Annotated in this window: 14 protein-coding genes and 1 pseudogene; 5 read left to right on the forward strand and 10 right to left on the reverse strand. The window is 56.4% G+C overall.

Features of this window, described 5'->3' with window-relative positions:
- Positions 1–60 precede the first annotated feature (60 nt).
- A complete protein-coding gene (locus tag BM269_RS05715; protein ID WP_090436064.1) occupies positions 61–504 on the reverse strand; it encodes an acyl-CoA thioesterase in 444 nt (147 codons plus the stop codon).
- Positions 505–651: 147 nt separating this feature from the next.
- On the opposite strand from BM269_RS05715, the gene BM269_RS05720 reads away from it, so the two are divergent.
- Positions 652–2073 (forward strand): sensor histidine kinase, encoded by a 1422-nt coding sequence (locus BM269_RS05720; RefSeq protein ID WP_090436065.1) that lies wholly within the window; start codon positions 652–654, stop codon positions 2071–2073.
- On the opposite strand, the gene BM269_RS05725 is transcribed toward BM269_RS05720, so the two are convergent.
- A complete protein-coding gene (locus tag BM269_RS05725; RefSeq protein WP_090436066.1) occupies positions 2017–2322 on the reverse strand; it encodes an Mpo1-like protein in 306 nt (101 codons plus the stop codon). The two genes, BM269_RS05720 and BM269_RS05725, sit on opposite strands and share 57 nt — an antisense overlap.
- Positions 2297–2932: a helix-turn-helix domain-containing protein gene (locus BM269_RS05730; protein WP_090436067.1), complete on the reverse strand. Its 636-nt coding sequence runs from the start codon at positions 2930–2932 to the stop codon at positions 2297–2299. Before BM269_RS05730 ends, BM269_RS05725 begins: the two co-directional genes overlap by 26 nt.
- A gap of 25 nt (positions 2933–2957) precedes the next feature.
- Here BM269_RS05730 and BM269_RS05735 point away from each other — a divergent pair, with 25 nt between their 5' ends.
- Positions 2958–3329 (forward strand): MmcQ/YjbR family DNA-binding protein, encoded by a 372-nt coding sequence (locus BM269_RS05735; RefSeq protein WP_229204513.1) that lies wholly within the window; start codon positions 2958–2960, stop codon positions 3327–3329.
- Here BM269_RS05735 and BM269_RS05740 read toward each other — a convergent pair.
- Together BM269_RS05740 and BM269_RS05745 are read right to left on the reverse strand one after the other, a co-directional pair.
- Positions 3319–4929 (reverse strand): M64 family metallopeptidase, encoded by a 1611-nt coding sequence (locus tag BM269_RS05740; protein WP_090436287.1) that lies wholly within the window; start codon positions 4927–4929, stop codon positions 3319–3321. The genes BM269_RS05735 and BM269_RS05740 overlap by 11 nt on opposite strands.
- Before the next feature lie 97 nt (positions 4930–5026).
- Entirely contained in the window at positions 5027–5920 is an 894-nt protein-coding gene (locus BM269_RS05745) for an AraC family transcriptional regulator (RefSeq protein ID WP_090436068.1), read from the reverse strand.
- 206 nt (positions 5921–6126) lie between these two features.
- Between BM269_RS05745 and BM269_RS05750 the strand changes: the two genes are divergently transcribed.
- Positions 6127–6585 (forward strand): cupin domain-containing protein, encoded by a 459-nt coding sequence (locus tag BM269_RS05750; RefSeq protein ID WP_090436069.1) that lies wholly within the window; start codon positions 6127–6129, stop codon positions 6583–6585.
- A gap of 28 nt (positions 6586–6613) precedes the next feature.
- On the opposite strand, the gene BM269_RS05755 is transcribed toward BM269_RS05750, so the two are convergent.
- Together BM269_RS05755 and BM269_RS05760 are read right to left on the reverse strand one after the other, a co-directional pair.
- A complete protein-coding gene (locus tag BM269_RS05755; RefSeq protein WP_090436070.1) occupies positions 6614–7210 on the reverse strand; it encodes a hypothetical protein in 597 nt (198 codons plus the stop codon).
- A 201-nt stretch (positions 7211–7411) separates the two neighbouring features.
- Positions 7412–7702: pseudogene (locus BM269_RS05760) on the reverse strand (hypothetical protein); the annotation flags it as partial.
- Between the two features lie 175 nt (positions 7703–7877).
- Between BM269_RS05760 and BM269_RS05765 the strand changes: the two are divergent.
- Positions 7878–9299, forward strand: a complete 1422-nt coding sequence (locus tag BM269_RS05765) for a DUF3696 domain-containing protein (RefSeq protein WP_090436071.1) — start codon at positions 7878–7880, stop codon at positions 9297–9299.
- Positions 9289–9816 (forward strand): hypothetical protein, encoded by a 528-nt coding sequence (locus tag BM269_RS28995; protein ID WP_139232675.1) that lies wholly within the window; start codon positions 9289–9291, stop codon positions 9814–9816. Before BM269_RS05765 ends, BM269_RS28995 begins: the two co-directional genes overlap by 11 nt.
- A 154-nt stretch (positions 9817–9970) precedes the next feature.
- Here BM269_RS28995 and BM269_RS05770 read toward each other — a convergent pair whose 3' ends face one another.
- The 3 genes from BM269_RS05770 to rpoC form a co-directional block, all read right to left on the reverse strand.
- Complete coding sequence (locus tag BM269_RS05770; protein ID WP_139232676.1) at positions 9971–11068, reverse strand: hypothetical protein; 1098 nt, start codon at positions 11066–11068, stop codon at positions 9971–9973.
- Between the two features lie 6 nt (positions 11069–11074).
- A complete protein-coding gene (locus BM269_RS05775) occupies positions 11075–12352 on the reverse strand; it encodes a hypothetical protein (protein ID WP_090436073.1) in 1278 nt (425 codons plus the stop codon).
- A gap of 135 nt (positions 12353–12487) precedes the next feature.
- Positions 12488–16711, reverse strand: a complete 4224-nt coding sequence (gene rpoC, locus BM269_RS05780) for a DNA-directed RNA polymerase subunit beta' (RefSeq protein WP_090436074.1) — start codon at positions 16709–16711, stop codon at positions 12488–12490.
- Between the last annotated feature and the right edge of the window lie 92 nt (positions 16712–16803).

Genomic DNA, 16803 nt, shown 5'->3' on the forward strand with positions numbered 1-16803 from the left:
GACGCTTGAGCTCGTGTCCCACCATGGGGTCACACCCCAAATGAGACACGAGCTGGGCAGCTACTTCTTGAGGGCATAACGCTTGATGCGTTTGAGTACCAGTTCCGGCAGCGGCGCGATCTGTTTCGCATGGTTGGCGAACACGATCTGCTGCCGGCCCACCGATACCGGATGCCCGTCGGCATAAAAGCGGAACTCGAGCCAGAACGAGCATTTCCGCACATCGTAGGTATTCACCTCGCAAGACACTTCCTGGAACGGGAAAGTCTCTTGCAGGTAATCGTTCTGCGCATGCTTCGTGATGAACACCCCCTCCGCCTGCAGCATGTCGCGGGAAATACATTCATAAAACCATTTCTCCCGGCAGACCCCTTGCCATTCGAAATACCGCGCGAAATAGGTATTGCCGTAGGCGTTGGAATCCTTGAGGAAAATCGAAAGCTTATGGTGGAAGGTCATTTCGGCTGCGGCAGGGGCGTCGGGGGCTGGGACGTGCATGTACATAGGACTATCTCTCCATAAAAGTAAAACGGCTTAGTGCCAGCCCTTACTTTTTCCGATTGGCGCGCCGAACTATTGACATTCCTCAATACTTGTCCAATTTCTTGACAATAAGCTGTTAACAATCCGTTTTTAAGCTGAGGAAACTCAATGTATGCGCTAATACCGGCATTGGTCTCAGCCCTATTTATTTGCTATGGGCTGTACGTCTTGCGCTCGCGCGGCCCGAACCGGGCCGGCCTGACTTTTTTCGCCGTCTGCGCCACGACCTTTTTCTGGCAGGCGAGCTGGGCGCTGCTATTCCTGACGCATAACCACACCACGGCCATGGCGCTGGCGCGCGTGGGCTACCTGCCCATCCTGTTCCTGCCCACCACGCTGTACCACTTCATCATTGAACTGACCGGCAGCAAGGACGAGCGCCCCGGCCTTTACGCCAGCTACCTGTTCGCCTGCGGCCTGGGCCTGCTGCTGCCCACTACGGACTGGATGCTGTCCGGCCTGCAGCATTACTTCTACGGCTCCTATCCCAAGGCAGGCTGGCTGCATCCGCTGCACCTGGCGCAGACCGTGATCGTGATCGGACGCGCCTTGTGGCTGCTGTACCGCCGCCAGCAGCGCGCGGTGTCGACCGAGCGCACGCGCTTGCGCTATGTGCTGGTCAGCATCCTGATCTACTTCGGCGCGGCCAGCGATTACCTGTGCAACTACGGGGTCGAGATCTATCCGCCGGGCGTGGTGTTCATCATGGCCTCGCTGGGCCTGATTGCCCAGGCCATGGTGCGCCACAACCTGCTGGCCGACCCGATGGCAGCCGCCGCCACCATCGCCCATGAGATGCGCACCCCGCTGGCCAGCATCCGCTGCCAGACCCGCATCCTGGCGCGCAGCCTGCCGGAACTGATTGCCGGCTACCGGCCGCAGCACCAGGGGGCGCTGGGCACGCGCCAATTGGAACACCTGGGCGAAATCGCGCGCAGCATCGACGCCGAAGTGTCGCGCTCCAACTTCATTGTGGACATGCTGCTGGCCTCCGCGCGCGACGGCATCATGCGCAGCGAGAGCTTCGCCGTGCATTCGGTCAGCGTCTGCGTGGATGAAGCGATGGCCTGCTATCCCTTCTCCGGTGCCGAGAGGTCGCAGGTGCGCGTCACCATCAGCAACGAATACAGCTTCCACGGTTCGGACGTGCTGCTGATGTTCGTGCTGTATAACCTGTTGAAGAATGCACTGCAGGCGGTAAAGGTCAATCACAGCGGCGCGGTGGAAGTCGAATGCTATTCGCGCGGCACGTACAACTGGCTGGTGGTGACCGACAACGGCCACGGCATCGCGCCCGATGTGCTGCCGCATGTGTTCGAACCGTTCTACACCACCCATCACAATGGCGGCGGCACCGGCATGGGCCTGGCGTTCTGCAAGCGCGTGGTGGCGGCCTTCGGCGGCGAGATCGGCTGCGAGTCGGAAGCGGGGCGCTACACCCGGGTGGCCATCAGCCTGCCGCTGACAGCAGCCTCACCACGCAACCCGGCCCGTAAGCATATCGCGGAACATTACCCAGTCGCCCATTAGGCTGAACAGCGGGTACTGGAAGGTGGCCGGCCGGTTGTGTTCGAAGAAGAAATGACCGACCCAGGCGAAGCCGTAACCGACCACCGGCAGCAGCCATAACAGGACCAGTTCTCCCGTGACGAGAACCATTGCCAACAGCAACAGCACAATGGTGGAGCCGGCGAAATGCAAGCGGCGGCAGGTGCTGTTGGCATGCTCCTGCAGGTAGAAAGGGTAGAACTCCCTAAACGTCCGGTAACGCGTCTCCATGCTCATCCTCCGGGTGGACTTCTTTGATGATGTTATCGAGGTCGGTATCGTCGCCCAGTACGAACACCTTGCGGTCTCCCAGCATCTTGAGGATGAAAGGCTGCTGCTCGCGCAGGCGGCGCTGGAAGTCGTCGACGGAATACAGGTTGGGATTGATCTTGCGGCGCAGCAAGCGCTCGGCCAGCGGCAAGCGGTTCAGCAGCTCGCCATAGGTGGTGTTCTCGCCGATCAGCAACAGCTCGACCGGCGCGGTGGAGTCTTCCGCCTCCTTCACGGTCGTGCCGTAAACGAAAGCCACGCTGAGCTGCTTGCGCATCGGCGCCAGGGCCGAATTCAGCACGCTGACCAGGCCAAACGTCTTCTTGACCAGGCTGGCCAGCTCGGAATAGACCAGGTTTTCCTTATTGGGCCGGAATTGGCGTACATTGCCAATGCGTTCGGAGACGATCAGCCCGGACTCATGCAGGCGCTTGAGCTCGCGTTGCGCGGAAGCGCTGCCGAGCCCCGTCAGGCGCATGATTTCATTGAGGTGGAAACCCTCATTCACGCGCACAAACAGCAAACCCAGCAGCTTTTGCTGGGCGGGGGTAAACAGGGCCGAGGCGATCATAGACTAAATGTTAGCATGGCGCACCATGCCAATCCACCACCTGACCGTCCCCAAGCTGAAAGCCCACTGCGCCAGCCTGCCTGGCGCAGAAAGCCTGCTGCACGCGCCACCCGTCAATGTACTGAGCTACAAGATCGGCGGCAAGACCTTTGCCTACTTCAAGACCAGCGAACCGGAACAATGGCGTTTCAGCTTCCGCGCCACGCCCGACCGTTTTCTTGAACTGACCGGCATGCCGGGGGTGAAACCGGCCCGTTACATGGGCCGGTTTCACTGGGTCACCATCGTCGATGTGCGCAGCTTCCCGCCGGACTACCTGGTCGAACTGGTGCAATGGTCTTACGACAAGGCATTCTCGGCCCTGCCGAAAGCTCGCCAGCGCGAACTCAAGGCTTAGGGAAGGCGTAGCTCAGCGAATAATTGCCGCTGCCCGAATACGACTTCACCTGGGCATAGTAATAACCCGCCGTGCCGTTATAGCCGATCGACTCGCTGGAAGTATTGCCCTCGCTCGCGGCAACCTTGGTCCATGCGCTGCCCGACCACTTGTACAGGAACAGGTCGAAGTCCGCGCCGGCAGGGCCGCTCAGTTGCAGGGAGAAGGTACCGGCACCGGCCTGCACCCAGCCCGGCGACGCGCTTGGCGCAATCGCGCTGCCGCCATTGGCCAGCGTGCCGGTCTGCGTCACCGAACCGCTACCCGTGTACTTGGCAAACACCTTCTTCACCGCGCCTTCATTCACCGCATGCCACGGATAACCCAGCGTGCGCATGCGCGAGTTCTCGGTCGGACGGTACTTGCCCGAGCCGCAGTACTGCGCGCCCACGAACGTGCCGACGGTGCCGTTCGGATAGACGCCCAGCCCGGTTGGAACAGCCGTGCTGCCCGCAATCAGGTTGCCCCACTTGACCGCGCGCGTGCCGTTCAGCGACACATTGACCTCGCTCGGCTCGCTGCTCGTGCTGCAGGTGCCGTACTCGTATTCATCGGCCAGCGCGAAGGCGGTGTGGCCGATCTCATGCAGCGCCACCTCGATCGACGACGCGTGCATCGACAGCGTCGCCACGGCGCCGCCGGAACCGCCATAGCGCGTCGAATTGGCGATCACCACGACCACATCGCGCGCATCGGGCGCCAGCACGGAGCCGGCGATATTGGTCGCCTTGGTATTGTTCACGCACAGCAGGCGCTCGATGTTGTAGCAGCCGAATTCGGCGTCCATCGCCGTGTCGCGATAAATGCCCTTGTCGATTTCATCCACGCCGGACTGGTTACTGGCCACGTCAACGCGATGGATATTCATCGAAGCCCGGTTGGCGTTGAACAGCGGGTCGGCCAGGAAGCCGTTGATCACCTTCTGCGCATCGGCGCGCCACTTGTCCATTTCAGCGGCCGTATAGCCATCGCCGATAAAGACATAGTCCATATGCGTCGCCGCGCTGCCGTTATTCAGGATCGTGGTCGCCGTGGCAGACGGGGTCGCCGCCAGCATGGCGGAACGGGCATTCTTGCCGCCGGCAGCGGCCTGCTCCAGCGTGCTGCGCTCGAAGCGCGCCAGCGGCCCTGCCGCGGCGACGGCCGACTTGGCAGCGACCGCAGCGCCTTGCTTCGGCAGCACCTCCACACTGGCAGTCGCCTTGTCGAACGGCAGCGACACCTCGAAGCTGCCTTCCCGTTGCTGCACCGTAGTCGACAGGTCGATGGCGCCCGAGCGCGGGTTGAACGTCTCCACATGCCGGCGCAAGCCGTTATTGACGCTCACCTCATGCAGCACCCGCCCCTGGGCATCCTTGGCGACCACCACCCACTGGTCGCCTTCAGCGCCCTGGCGCACATTCGGCGTCACGGCAAACTTGCCGACCTCCGCATGCAAGGGCTTGAACTCCGCCCCGCTGCGCCCCTCGGCAAAGCCGATGCGCAGCGAAATGTTGTCGGCCTGCGCAGCGCCGGCCGCCGCCAGCGCAAGCAGCGCCAGGGAATGTCGTAGTAAAGCCATCATGTCTCTCCATTTGTTGTGGTTTGGGACTGGAGATTCTGTGGCCGACCGACCGGCGGCGCGTGCAAAAACGCGCGCAAATTGCACAATCCTGCTATTAACAATTGTTACAGCGGCTGGCCCGCCACGCAGCCGGAGACAAGCCGTAATGCGCCGTAAAGGTACGCGTGAAATGACTGGCGCTATGGAAGCCGAATTCCTCCGCGATATCGACGATCCGCGCCTCACCGCCCGCCAGCGCCACACAAGCCTGCTCAAGACGACGGGTCAGCACATAGCGATGCGGCGGAAGGCCCACCGCACGATGGAATTCGCGCGAAAAATGGGCCGCGCTCATGCCGCATAACGCAGCCAGTTCGGCATTGGCCAGCGGCGTATCGAGATGTTCAGTGATATGGCCCAGCACACGGCGCAGGCGCGCGCCGCCCAGCGAACTCTCCCCGGCCAGCGCCGGCCGCGAATAATGCTCGATCAGGTAGCAGACCAGGGCCATGGCAAGGTGATCGCACATTTCCTCCGCCAGCGGACCGGCCAGCGCCTGCGCATCGAGCATCTTGCGCACCAGGTCGAACACCATGCGGTCCGAAGTGAACTGGCTGGCCGCCAGCGTCGCATCGATCTCCTCCCCGCGCTGGGCGGCCAGGCGATCGACCAGTTGCACCGGCAGGAACACATTGACGATATCGCAGCCGCTAAGCTGGCTCCAGCGCCCCTGCTCCCCCGGCGGGCAAAGCCGGAAGCGGTTCGCCGCTATGGTGCCGCCCCAGACCGGCGTATCGCCCTGCCAGATGCGCGCATCGAGCGGCTCCATCATCAGCGCCAGGCGGTAAGTGCCCGGATGCGGGCTCACGGAACGGATGGCGTGTTCAGGCCCATCGCTGGTCCACCGCCCCAACGCAGCCCGCGATCCGGGAAGCGGCCCGATACAGGCATGCAGCGAATTGACGCCCGCCATCCTGAACCACCGCTCAAGCTCTTCGACGCTCTCCATCGAAGCAATATACCCCAGCTACAGCCCAGCCCGTGTCCCACCATGGGGTCACACCCGAAGTGAGACACGGGCTCGGCCGCAAACAGTGCCCCGGTCGGCTGTTTTGGCACAGTTTTGTCGCACCGGCGCCATTGGAATCCCGGATGGATGGGCTATAACGATAGGTGGACGCCAGTTTTCCGCCACCCACAACAAGGAGCGCCACCATGAAAACAACGGCATTTGCGGTACTAGCGCTTGCCACCCTGCTGAGCGCCAATGCGCCAGCCAAGGACAAGCCCATGGAAGATATCGTCTGGCCGGCCGAATCGGTGAAATGGGAACCCGGTCCGCTCCCCGGCACCAAAGTCGCCAAACTATGGGGCGACTGGATGAAGGGCCCTTACGGCGTGCTGGTGAAGTTCGATGCTGGCCAGATCAACGCCCTGCATCACCACACCCACGCGCTGAAAATCGTGATCCTGTCCGGCACCTTCACGCACAAGACCGACGGCGGCCCGGAAACCAAAATGGGGCCGGGCTCCTATTTGATGCAAGCTGCCGGCAAGAAGCACGTCAGCGGCTGTGCCGCCGGTGCCGAATGCACCTTCTTCATGACTTCCGACAAAAAGTTCGATTTGATCGACGACTCGAAGGCCGCAGCCGGCGACAAGAAGGAAAAGTGAGCCGGTTATGAGGTCACCCGAGGTGGCCTCAACTCTTCCCGTAGCTGATCAGGAACTGCAGGATGGTGCGGATTTCGGCCTCGGTTGCGGACGCGAGGTGGAACACGTCACGGTCATCCCAGGTCATCTTCGATTCCGTCAGCTTGACCATGGAAGCGCCGAAATGGTCCATATTGAAGGCCGCGCCCAGCGCATGCCCGCGCGGCGGCATGGTGTTGAAGAGAATGCGGAAGCTGCGGTCAGGCATCTGGCGAATCACCGGCTCGTAGTTGGAATCAAATCCCCGCGCCTGGACTTCGCCATAAGTACGGGCATGTTTCGCAATGATGGACGCGTAGCTGAAGCGGCGCACGCCGCCATAACGCTGGTTCACGTGCACCGTGACGTCATTGTCCAACGGGACCTTTACCAGAGCGCCCTGCGCATCTTTCGCATCGACCTCAATCCGCTCCCCCGCTACCAGCGCATCGAACAGCTTGCGCTTGGCAGGATGCAGGCGTGCCACGATTTCCGCATGATTGTTTGGCAAGTCGAACAGGCCGCTGAACATCGACTCATGCAGGTACATTTTTCCATCGTCGCCCACCGTCGTCGCGTCACAGGAGATTTGCAGGGATTCGGCCATATCGTTCTCAAACAATTTCAGAAATACTGATTGTAGTATGCAATTGGCGCCTGGCAATCTTTCAAGCCCCGACGCATAAAAAAACGCCCAAAAAAGGTGGCGTTTTTGTCACGAAAAGTCCACTTGGGGTCAGGAACCAAGTGGACATTTTCGGCAAAAAAAACGCCACCCGAAGGTGGCGTTTCGCTAGCGAACTGAAGCTTACGCTTCGTCGCTATGGTGCGGTTCGTCCGCTGGCAGTTCGGCCACAATGGCGGCGCGTTCTGCTTCCAGCAGCGCCTTGCGCTCTTCGGCTTCCCACACTTCCTTCTCTTTGCGGGCGCGGTGGAAGGCCAGGCCGGTACCGCCAGGGATCAGGCGGCCCACGATGACGTTTTCCTTCAGGCCGCGCAGACCATCGCGCTTGCCCATGATCGCTGCTTCGGTCAGCACGCGGGTGGTTTCCTGGAACGATGCGGCCGAGATGAAGGAGTCGGTCGACAGCGATGCCCGCTTCTTTCGGCGAACGTGCTTCGAACAGCTCCGCCACGCGTGGCAGTCCGCCGGTAATGTCACGGGTCTTCTACGATTCGGTCGGGATGCGCGCCAGAATCTCACCTACGGCTTTCACTGGACATTGATTGTGGTTTTCACTTATATTTTCTAACATTGAAATTAGAGGTCTTACATGAATATTATTAGCTCGATTTCCCTACAAAATTTCCGAGGCTTTAAAGAAACTGGCTGCGTTCAACTTGCACCACTTACCTTTATAGTGGGCCCAAATAGTTCGGGAAAGTCGACTTTAGCTAACGCTCTGATGTTCATCGCGCAATCATTCAACATGAGGGTTGCGACCAAACTGTCTCCCGATTGGATGGGGCGGCTCGTTGATCTGGGGTCGTTTTTGGACACAAGCAATAGGCATGCGGTCAAGAATGTTATTTCTATAGAAGTAGGGCTTAAAATTAACTATAAGGCCCCCTCTATCACATCCGGCAGGCCAAGCCCTATCGGAAAGTACGAGACACGCTGGAAATGGGAAGTCCGGCAGTCTCCCAAGAGTGAAGCGAAAACCTTGGCCGCGACCAAGGCTTCTCACCTAACTATTTCAGACTCGACATCTGGTGTGTCTATTGGATTTTCATATACTGGCGCTCAGATCAATCTAAAGCTAGCAAATGAAGAAATTAAGCTGAGAACCGAGCAAAATATTCAATTTTCAGAAAATTGGTTAGTTGCTAGTGCGTTAAAGAACATCATCACTCGTGAAAAGTCGCTGCTTGTGGGCAGCCAGTTAGGGTATAAAAGACTACTTGAATCTTATACGTCAATCGATGTACCGCGTTTTTTCAGCGCGTTCGAGCGGGTAACTTCTGCACGATCTGGCCCTAAGCGATGGGTCGCGAAAGATTTAAGTTGGAGCCAAAATAATGAAACCGGATTGCTAAATGATCCTTATGCATTTGATTTTGATATCTCGCCAACAAATGTAAAGAGGCCTTCCAATCGCGAACAGATATCAAAATATCTAAACACCCTAAACATTGCTTCGAGTATCGAGAGGGTCGATCTTTCCGCATATCATACTTCGCTCCAGGTAACGGATAGCACTACAGGAGTTCGGTCGAACTTGGCAGATGTCGGATTTGGTGCCTCACAAGTTGTTCCTGTAATCAAAGGATGCGTCAGCAGAAGCAACGGTCCTCTCTTCATTGAACAGCCAGAAATTCATTTACACCCGAAGGCCCAGAGCCAACTTGCCGACCTAATTTGTGAGAGCTCCGCTACACGACAACTTTTCGTTGAAACACATTCCGAACATATCATTAATAAGGCTCGAATCTTAATACTTGAAAAGAAAATTAAACCTGAGGATATAACAATTATATATGTCAACAAAACCAAAAGCGGATCCGCCATCACTCAAATTGGCATAGATTCAGAAGGCGAATTCACTAAGGCATGGCCGCAGGGTTTCTTCGATGAACGATACCATGACACCATGACCTTATTGAGATTGAAAACAAAGAATCGAACCATCATCGACCTCGATAAACCAAAGGCCACTCGTTCAAAAAAAACCGCGAGCACTGTTCATGACAATTAACTGTACAATTGATTCAGTTTCCATGCAGCACCTCTGCCGGCCGGCAATTATAAAGAAGGGCTCAAAAAAAGCAGACGACATACTTGGCCTGGACGCAATTTCAGTAGCACTTCAGCGCGCGAAATTGAAAATATGCGTCGATGAGGATATGGCATTGACAGACGAATGGAGCAAAACATGTAGTTTAGAAATGATTCAGCCCATCCTTACGAAATGGATAGAGTCCGACGGAATTATTTTATGCAATGCAAAGCGACAAAAAATCCCTTTATCATTGAATAAAAAACTGAGAGAAGCGAACTTTCGTGACGCAGGAGATAAACTGATTGTCCGAATTGGGCTAGCAGCGCTTGGAGGCAATACGCCGCCATTTCTGGTCGCGACAAATGATGGTGATTTTTGGGATCCAAATGATGGCACGAAGAGTGGGAACAACGCAGCGCCAGTTGCCAGTTTATTGAGAGAACATTCGATTCACAGTACTCAACTGAAAGAATTCTTTAGTTTGCTGACATAGAACTGTAATTTAGATCTGAGCCTTTGCCAAATTGAATCGTCTCAGCGATCCTTATTTGAGGAAATATTTAAAGTCGTGAATCTGCTTCGACGCAACATCCGTTCGGCACCTGGTAATCCCGGTCTCAAACCTTTTGGCTTGGGCCCACTGCTGGTCACTCGCTTAATAAATAATTCATCTGCTGCCTAAGTTGAAGGTCAAATTCCTTTGGCAATGCTGCCGACTTCACCAAGTAGCCCGAGATTCTGAATATAAATGGCCGAATTCGACTACTCCTGTTCAACCGTCGTCCCAGAGCGACATCGGAAGCATCAACTGGGGCATCAACATACTTCAAAGCTAGTTCCATCAGCGGAATCGGGCACATACTTAGATCTTTGGGTGAGTCCAAAAAGCTGCGAATCATTTCAACAAAGTCATCCCAATGACTTAGCTCAACTTCCGGGGATACGTGCTCGTTCACAGATGCCATCACCTCTTTCATTTTACGCCGTAACCGATACGAATCTTTACCCCCCCAAATATATGCTCGAAGAATTTCCTCGAATTGTTCTTTAGTACACTTGGGGTCAAATATATCGAAGATATCATTGACGACTGGACAAAGCGTAAAAGAAGCCATTGAAACAAAATGATTATAAATGGATTGATGCATCGGTTTTGCCGGATCCAATTCACCCTTAATCCATTTCAACGCATTCAAGAGCCCTCTGAACGCCTTCGCGAAATCTTCCTCAAGCGGAATCAAATGTCTGAGATGGCCATCCGCTGCCAAGAACGATTCATTGCTGAGATAATATTCGCATAGCTTGTTCCAGCGAGCGATATCGACAGCATAAGACCTATTTCCTAAAAATTCGGAGCTACTCGCAATCGCATAGGCCTGAAAAAGTGCCTCGTCAAACAAGTGAACCTTAAGCGCCTTTGCGGATAACTTATGCGCTTGGAGCGCAGATTTCTGCAAAATAACAAATGCCTCAGATCCATTGACATACTGCATTAATCCAGCAGCCCAAAAAGAACGATTAATCGGGCTTGTTTTGCTATTTGTCTTGCAGTCAAAAATTACGCGCCTTACACCATATTGATCTACGCCAATACCGAGGACATCAATATCCGTCAAAAATGTTGGCTTATCGGCTAATTCGCGCGTGTTTGTCACATTCACTTCTAGAAATGGAATAAGGTCGTTCGCAACACAATAGGTCAGTGCACGCTCTTTTTGGTAAATATCTTTATCAGTCGCCGCCATCTTCGATTACCTATCAAATTGCAAAATCATTTGCTCAAATTCATGGGCGGCCTGAGCATCGACTTTTTTCTTTTCACGTCTTCTCATTTCCGCCGAAGATATGACAGACTGAATGTATCTCTCGTCCTTCGATAGTGCCAACCTTGCTTCTTGATTAAGTTCCATATTGGCCAGTTCACCCGTTTCAAGTAGTTGAATGGCTAATGTGAGCGCGGCAATATTTTCTTCGGTTCTGTGCAAGTAAAATTGCCACCGCCCAGGTTGGGTCTCCTTCAAGTAACCTACCCTCATCACGCAAAGGTTTCCATATTGCGCGGCAGCATCAGAATTAGATCCCAAATAGCCTTTATCGCGCAACGATCTCAAGATAGAAACTGGCCACTTAATTTTGTAACTATCTGGCAACAATTGCCCCTTCCGCACCGAAGCAACTAGCGCCATGGCCCGTTCGTAAATCTCTCGATTGGCTGCATCCAATCGAATGTTGCCTGGACGAGGGCTGAATAGGAAAGACTCTTCTCTTGCCGAAAATTGAATCGTAGGCGGTCGCAATATCCCTTCCGCTGACAAACACTCTACAAGCGAGATTTGTGTTGCGGTCAGTGAATATCCTCCGATTTCATTTTGTGCCAATGTTAGCGAAAGGGGCCAGCCTTGATTCTTTCGAATAATGTCCAATGTATTCTTTATCTCGGCTGAACCAGCCTGAACTGCAAGATCAGCAAGACCTTCAGCATTGTCAGCGAAATATACAGGACTCACTAGAATGTTTCGGCCACGTACCCGGTGCTCGCGAACGAGGCCGCCCTCATTCCCAATAACAATACAACGATCAAAAACCTGCTTTTCCATCTGACTACTTTGCAATAGCCGATCTCGATTCTCTGGGTGCAATTGCAGTGCTCCCAAAATATGCAGGGCAGCCTGCTCATGCTCGTTTAATGCATCTAAATGAGGATGGGTTCCTAAAATTGAGTAAACATCTTTGAACTGAGGTACTGTCGGAATTATTTTTTCAACACGAGCCCCGATGGTAATTAAGTCAACAAACTCCAGCTCTGCTAAGACGTCGAGCACGCTTCGCAATGCATATGAGGGAATATTGAAAAAATGGTCTGAAACCTTTCGTAAAACCTCAAAAGGTATCTCGCCTAGACCACGCAAATGGACAGCCAAAGACGCAGCCATGCCGATAGTACGAATTCCGTCAAACTCAGGCGCATCACTGCGACCAAGCCCAATCTGAATATCATAAGCGTGCTCAGCTATTAGCTTCTTATCCATCGGCAATCCCAGAATTGATTTCGAAAATTAGGAAAACACTACCCTATTTTTATGCTGTTGCCAACATTTCAGAGAAACAAATAATCTAAAAAAAAACGCCACCCGAAGGTGGCGTTTTCGCTCGCAGACCGAAGCTTACGCTTCGTCGCTGTGGTGCGGTTCGTCCGCTGGCAGTTCGGCCACGATCGCGGCGCGTTCTGCTTCCAGCAGCGCTTTGCGCTCTTCGGCTTCCCACACTTCCTTCTCTTTGCGGGCGCGGTGGAAGGCCAGGCCGGTACCGCCAGGGATCAGGCGGCCAACGATGACGTTTTCCTTCAGGCCGCGCAGACCATCGCGCTTGCCCATGATCGCAGCTTCGGTCAGCACGCGGGTGGTTTCCTGGAACGATGCGGCCGAGATGAAGGAGTCGGTCGACAGCGATGCCTTGGTAATACCCAGCAGCACGTTTTCGTAGGTTGCCGGAATCTTGTTCGCGGCATTGACCTTGTCGTTTTCTTCCAGCAGCTCGGAACGCTCCACCTGCTCGCCGACGATGTAGTCGGTGTCGCCGGCGTTGGTGATCTGCACGCGGCGCAGCATCTGGCGAACGATCACCTCGATGTGCTTGTCGTTGATCTTCACGCCCTGCAGACGGTACACGTCCTGCACTTCGTCAACGATGTAGCGTGCCAGCGCTTCGATACCCAGCAGGCGCAGGATGTCTTGCGGATCGGCCGGGCCGTCCACGATCATCTCGCCCTTGTTCACCACCTGGCCGTCGTGCACCAGCACTTGCTTGTCCTTGGTAATCAGGAACTCGTGCTTGTTGCCGTCCATGTCAGTGATTTCCAGACGCTGCTTGCCCTTGGTTTCCTTACCGAAGGCCACGGTACCGGTGACTTCCGCCAGCATGCCCGCGTCTTTCGGCGAACGTGCTTCGAACAGTTCCGCCACGCGTGGCAGACCGCCGGTAATGTCACGGGTCTTCTGCGATTCGGTCGGGATACGCGCCAGAACCTCACCCACGGACACTTGCTGGCCATCTTTCACCATGATCAGCGCGCCGACCTGGAAGCCGATCGCCACTGCGTGCTCGGTGCCGGCGATCTTCACTTCAGCGCCGTCTTCGTTCAGCAGTTTCACCTGTGGACGCAGGGCCTTGCCCGGCGAGCCACGACGCTTGGCGTCGATCACCACCAGGGTTGCCAGGCCGGTCACTTCGTCGACCTGGCGCGCCACGGTCACGCCTTCTTCGACGTTCTCGAAGCGCACCACACCGGCGTATTCGGTAATGATCGGACGGGTCAGCGGGTCCCAGGTTGCCAGGGGAGCGCCGGCCTTGATGACCATGCCGTCCTTGACGATCAGGGTCGCGCCGTACGGCACCTTGTGACGCTCGCGCTCACGGCCGTGGTCGTCGGTAATCAGCACTTCACCGGAACGGGAAATGACGATCTGGGCGCCCTTGCCGTTGGTGACGTAACGCATCGTGGCGGTGAAGCGCACGGTGCCGTTGGACTTGGCTTCCACCGACGATGCCACTGCTGCACGCGATGCCGCACCACCAATGTGGAAGGTACGCATGGTCAGCTGGGTACCAGGCTCACCGATCGACTGCGCTGCCACCACACCGACTGCTTCGCCGGAATTGACCAGCATGCCGCGGCCCAGGTCGCGACCGTAGCACTTGGCGCACAGGCCGTAGCGGGTGTCGCAAGTCAGCGGGGTGCGGACTTTGACTTCGTCCACGCCCATGCGTTCGATGTCTTCCACCATGTCTTCGTCCAGCAGGGTGCCGGCTTCGTACACGGTGGCCTGGGTCTCAGGGTTGACGATGTCGGTGCCTGCCACGCGACCGAGGATACGGTCGCGCAGGGCTTCGATCACTTCACCACCTTCGACCATCGCCTTCATCAGGGTGCCGTTGGAAGTGCCGCAATCGTCTTCGATCACCACCAGATCCTGGGTCACGTCGACCAGACGACGGGTCAGGTAACCGGAGTTCGCGGTCTTCAGCGCGGTGTCGGCCAGACCTTTACGCGCGCCGTGGGTCGAGATGAAGTACTGCAGAACGTTCAGGCCTTCGCGGAAGTTCGCGGTAATCGGCGTTTCGATAATCGAGCCGTCAGGTTTAGCCATCAGGCCACGCATACCGGCCAGCTGGCGAATCTGTGCTGCGGAACCACGCGCACCGGAGTCGGCCATCATGTAAATCGCGTTGAACGATTCCTGGGTCGACTTGGAGCCGTCGCGACGGATCACGTCTTCGACTTTCAGCTGGTCCATCATCGCCTTGCCGACTTCATCGGAGGTCTTGCCCCAGATGTCGACGACCTTGTTGTAACGTTCGCCGGCGGTGACCAGACCGGAAGCGTACTGCTGCTCGATCTGCTTCACTTCCGCTTCGGCGGTAGCGATCATGGTCTTCTTGACGTCCGGCACCAGCATATCGTCCACGCAGATGGAGATACCGGCGCGGGTTGCCAGGCGGAAGCCCGACTGCATCAGCTGGTCGGCGAACACCACGGTGGCGCGCAAGCCGCACTTGCGGAAGGACGTGTTGATCAGCTTGGAGATCTCTTTCTTCTTCAGCGAACGGTTCAGTACGCTGAATGGCAGGCCTTTCGGCAGGATCTCGGACAGGATGGCACGGCCAACGGTGGTTTCGTAACGGGTCAGGGTACGCACGAACTCGCCGGTCGCCGGATCCTTTGGATTCTCAACGATACGCACGGTGATGCGGGTCGCCAGTTCGACTTCCTTGTTGTCGTACGCGCGGATGACTTCGGACACGTCCGGGAACATCATGCCTTCGCCCTTGGCGTTGACCGCTTCGCGGGTCGCGTAGTACAGACCCAGCACGATATCCTGGGAAGGCACGATCGATGGTTCGCCGTTCGATGGGAACAGGATGTTGTTCGATGCCAGCATCAGGGTGCGGGCTTCCATCTGCGCTTCGATCGACAGCGGCACGTGGACTGCCATCTGGTCACCGTCGAAGTCAGCATTGAATGCCGCGCAGACGAGCGGGTGCAGCTGGATCGCCTTACCTTCGATCAGCACAGGCTCGAAGGCCTGGATACCGAGACGGTGCAGGGTTGGTGCACGGTTCAGCATGATCGGGTGTTCGCGGATCACTTCTTCCAGGATGTCCCACACCACTGGCTCTTGCACTTCGACCAGCTTCTTGGCGGCCTTGATGGTGGTCGCGAGACCCATCAGTTCCAGCTTGTTGAAGATGAATGGCTTGAACAGTTCCAGGGCCATCAGCTTTGGCAGACCGCACTGGTGCAGTTTCAGCTGTGGACCCACCACGATCACGGAACGGCCGGAGTAGTCGACGCGCTTACCCAGCAAGTTCTGACGGAAGCGGCCGCCCTTACCCTTGATCATCTCTGCCAGCGACTTCAGCGGACGCTTGTTGGCGCCGGTCATCGCTTTGCCGCGACGGCCGTTGTCCAGCAGCGAGTCCACTGCTTCTTGCAGCATGCGCTTTTCGTTGCGCGTGATGATCTCTGGAGCGCGCAGCTCCATCAGGCGTTTCAGACGGTTGTTACGGTTGATGACGCGGCGATACAGGTCGTTCAGGTCGGAGGTCGCGAAGCGGCCGCCATCCAGCGGGACCAGTGGGCGCAGTTCCGGCGGCAACACCGGCAGCACTTCCATGATCATCCAGTCCGGCTTGATGCCGGAACGCTGGAATGCTTCCAGCACTTTCAGGCGCTTGGCGTACTTCTTGATCTTCGCTTCGGACTTCGATTCCTTCAGTTCCACGCGCAGGGCTTCGGCATCGCGGTGGATGTCGATCGAGCGCAGCAGTTCACGGATACCTTCCGCGCCCATGAAGGCGGTGAAGTCGTCGCCGTACTCTTCGTACTTGGCGGCGTAGTCGTCTTCCGACATGATCTGGCACTTCTTCAGCGGGGTCATGCCTGGATCGGTCACGACGTATGCTTCGAAGTACAGCACGCGTTCGATATCGCGCAGGGTCATGTCCAGCACCATGCCCAGGCGGGATGGCAGGGATTTCAGGAACCAGATGTGGGCAACCGGGGATGCCAGTTCGATGTGGCCCATGCGCTCACGGCGCACTTTGGCCAGGGTCACTTCAACGCCGCACTTTTCGCAGATGACACCGCGGTGCTTCAGGCGCTTGTACTTGCCGCACAGGCATTCGTAGTCCTTGATCGGGCCAAAGATCTTGGCGCAGAACAGGCCATCGCGCTCTGGCTTGAAGGTACGGTAGTTGATGGTCTCTGGCTTTTTAACTTCGCCGTAGGACCACGAACGGATTTTCTCAGGAGAGGCCAGACCGATCTTGATCGCGTCGAACGACTCGTTTTGCTGTACTTGCTTGAATAAATCGAGCAGGGCTTTCATGTATCACTCCAGATGGTGACGAATTCTTTACTTACTTAAACCGGTAAACCGGTGTCAGACCCACAGGGTCTGACACCCATCACGCGGCTTCC

It is taken from the genome of Duganella sp. CF458 (assembly GCF_900113115.1).
GTDB lineage: Bacteria > Pseudomonadota > Gammaproteobacteria > Burkholderiales > Burkholderiaceae_D > Rugamonas.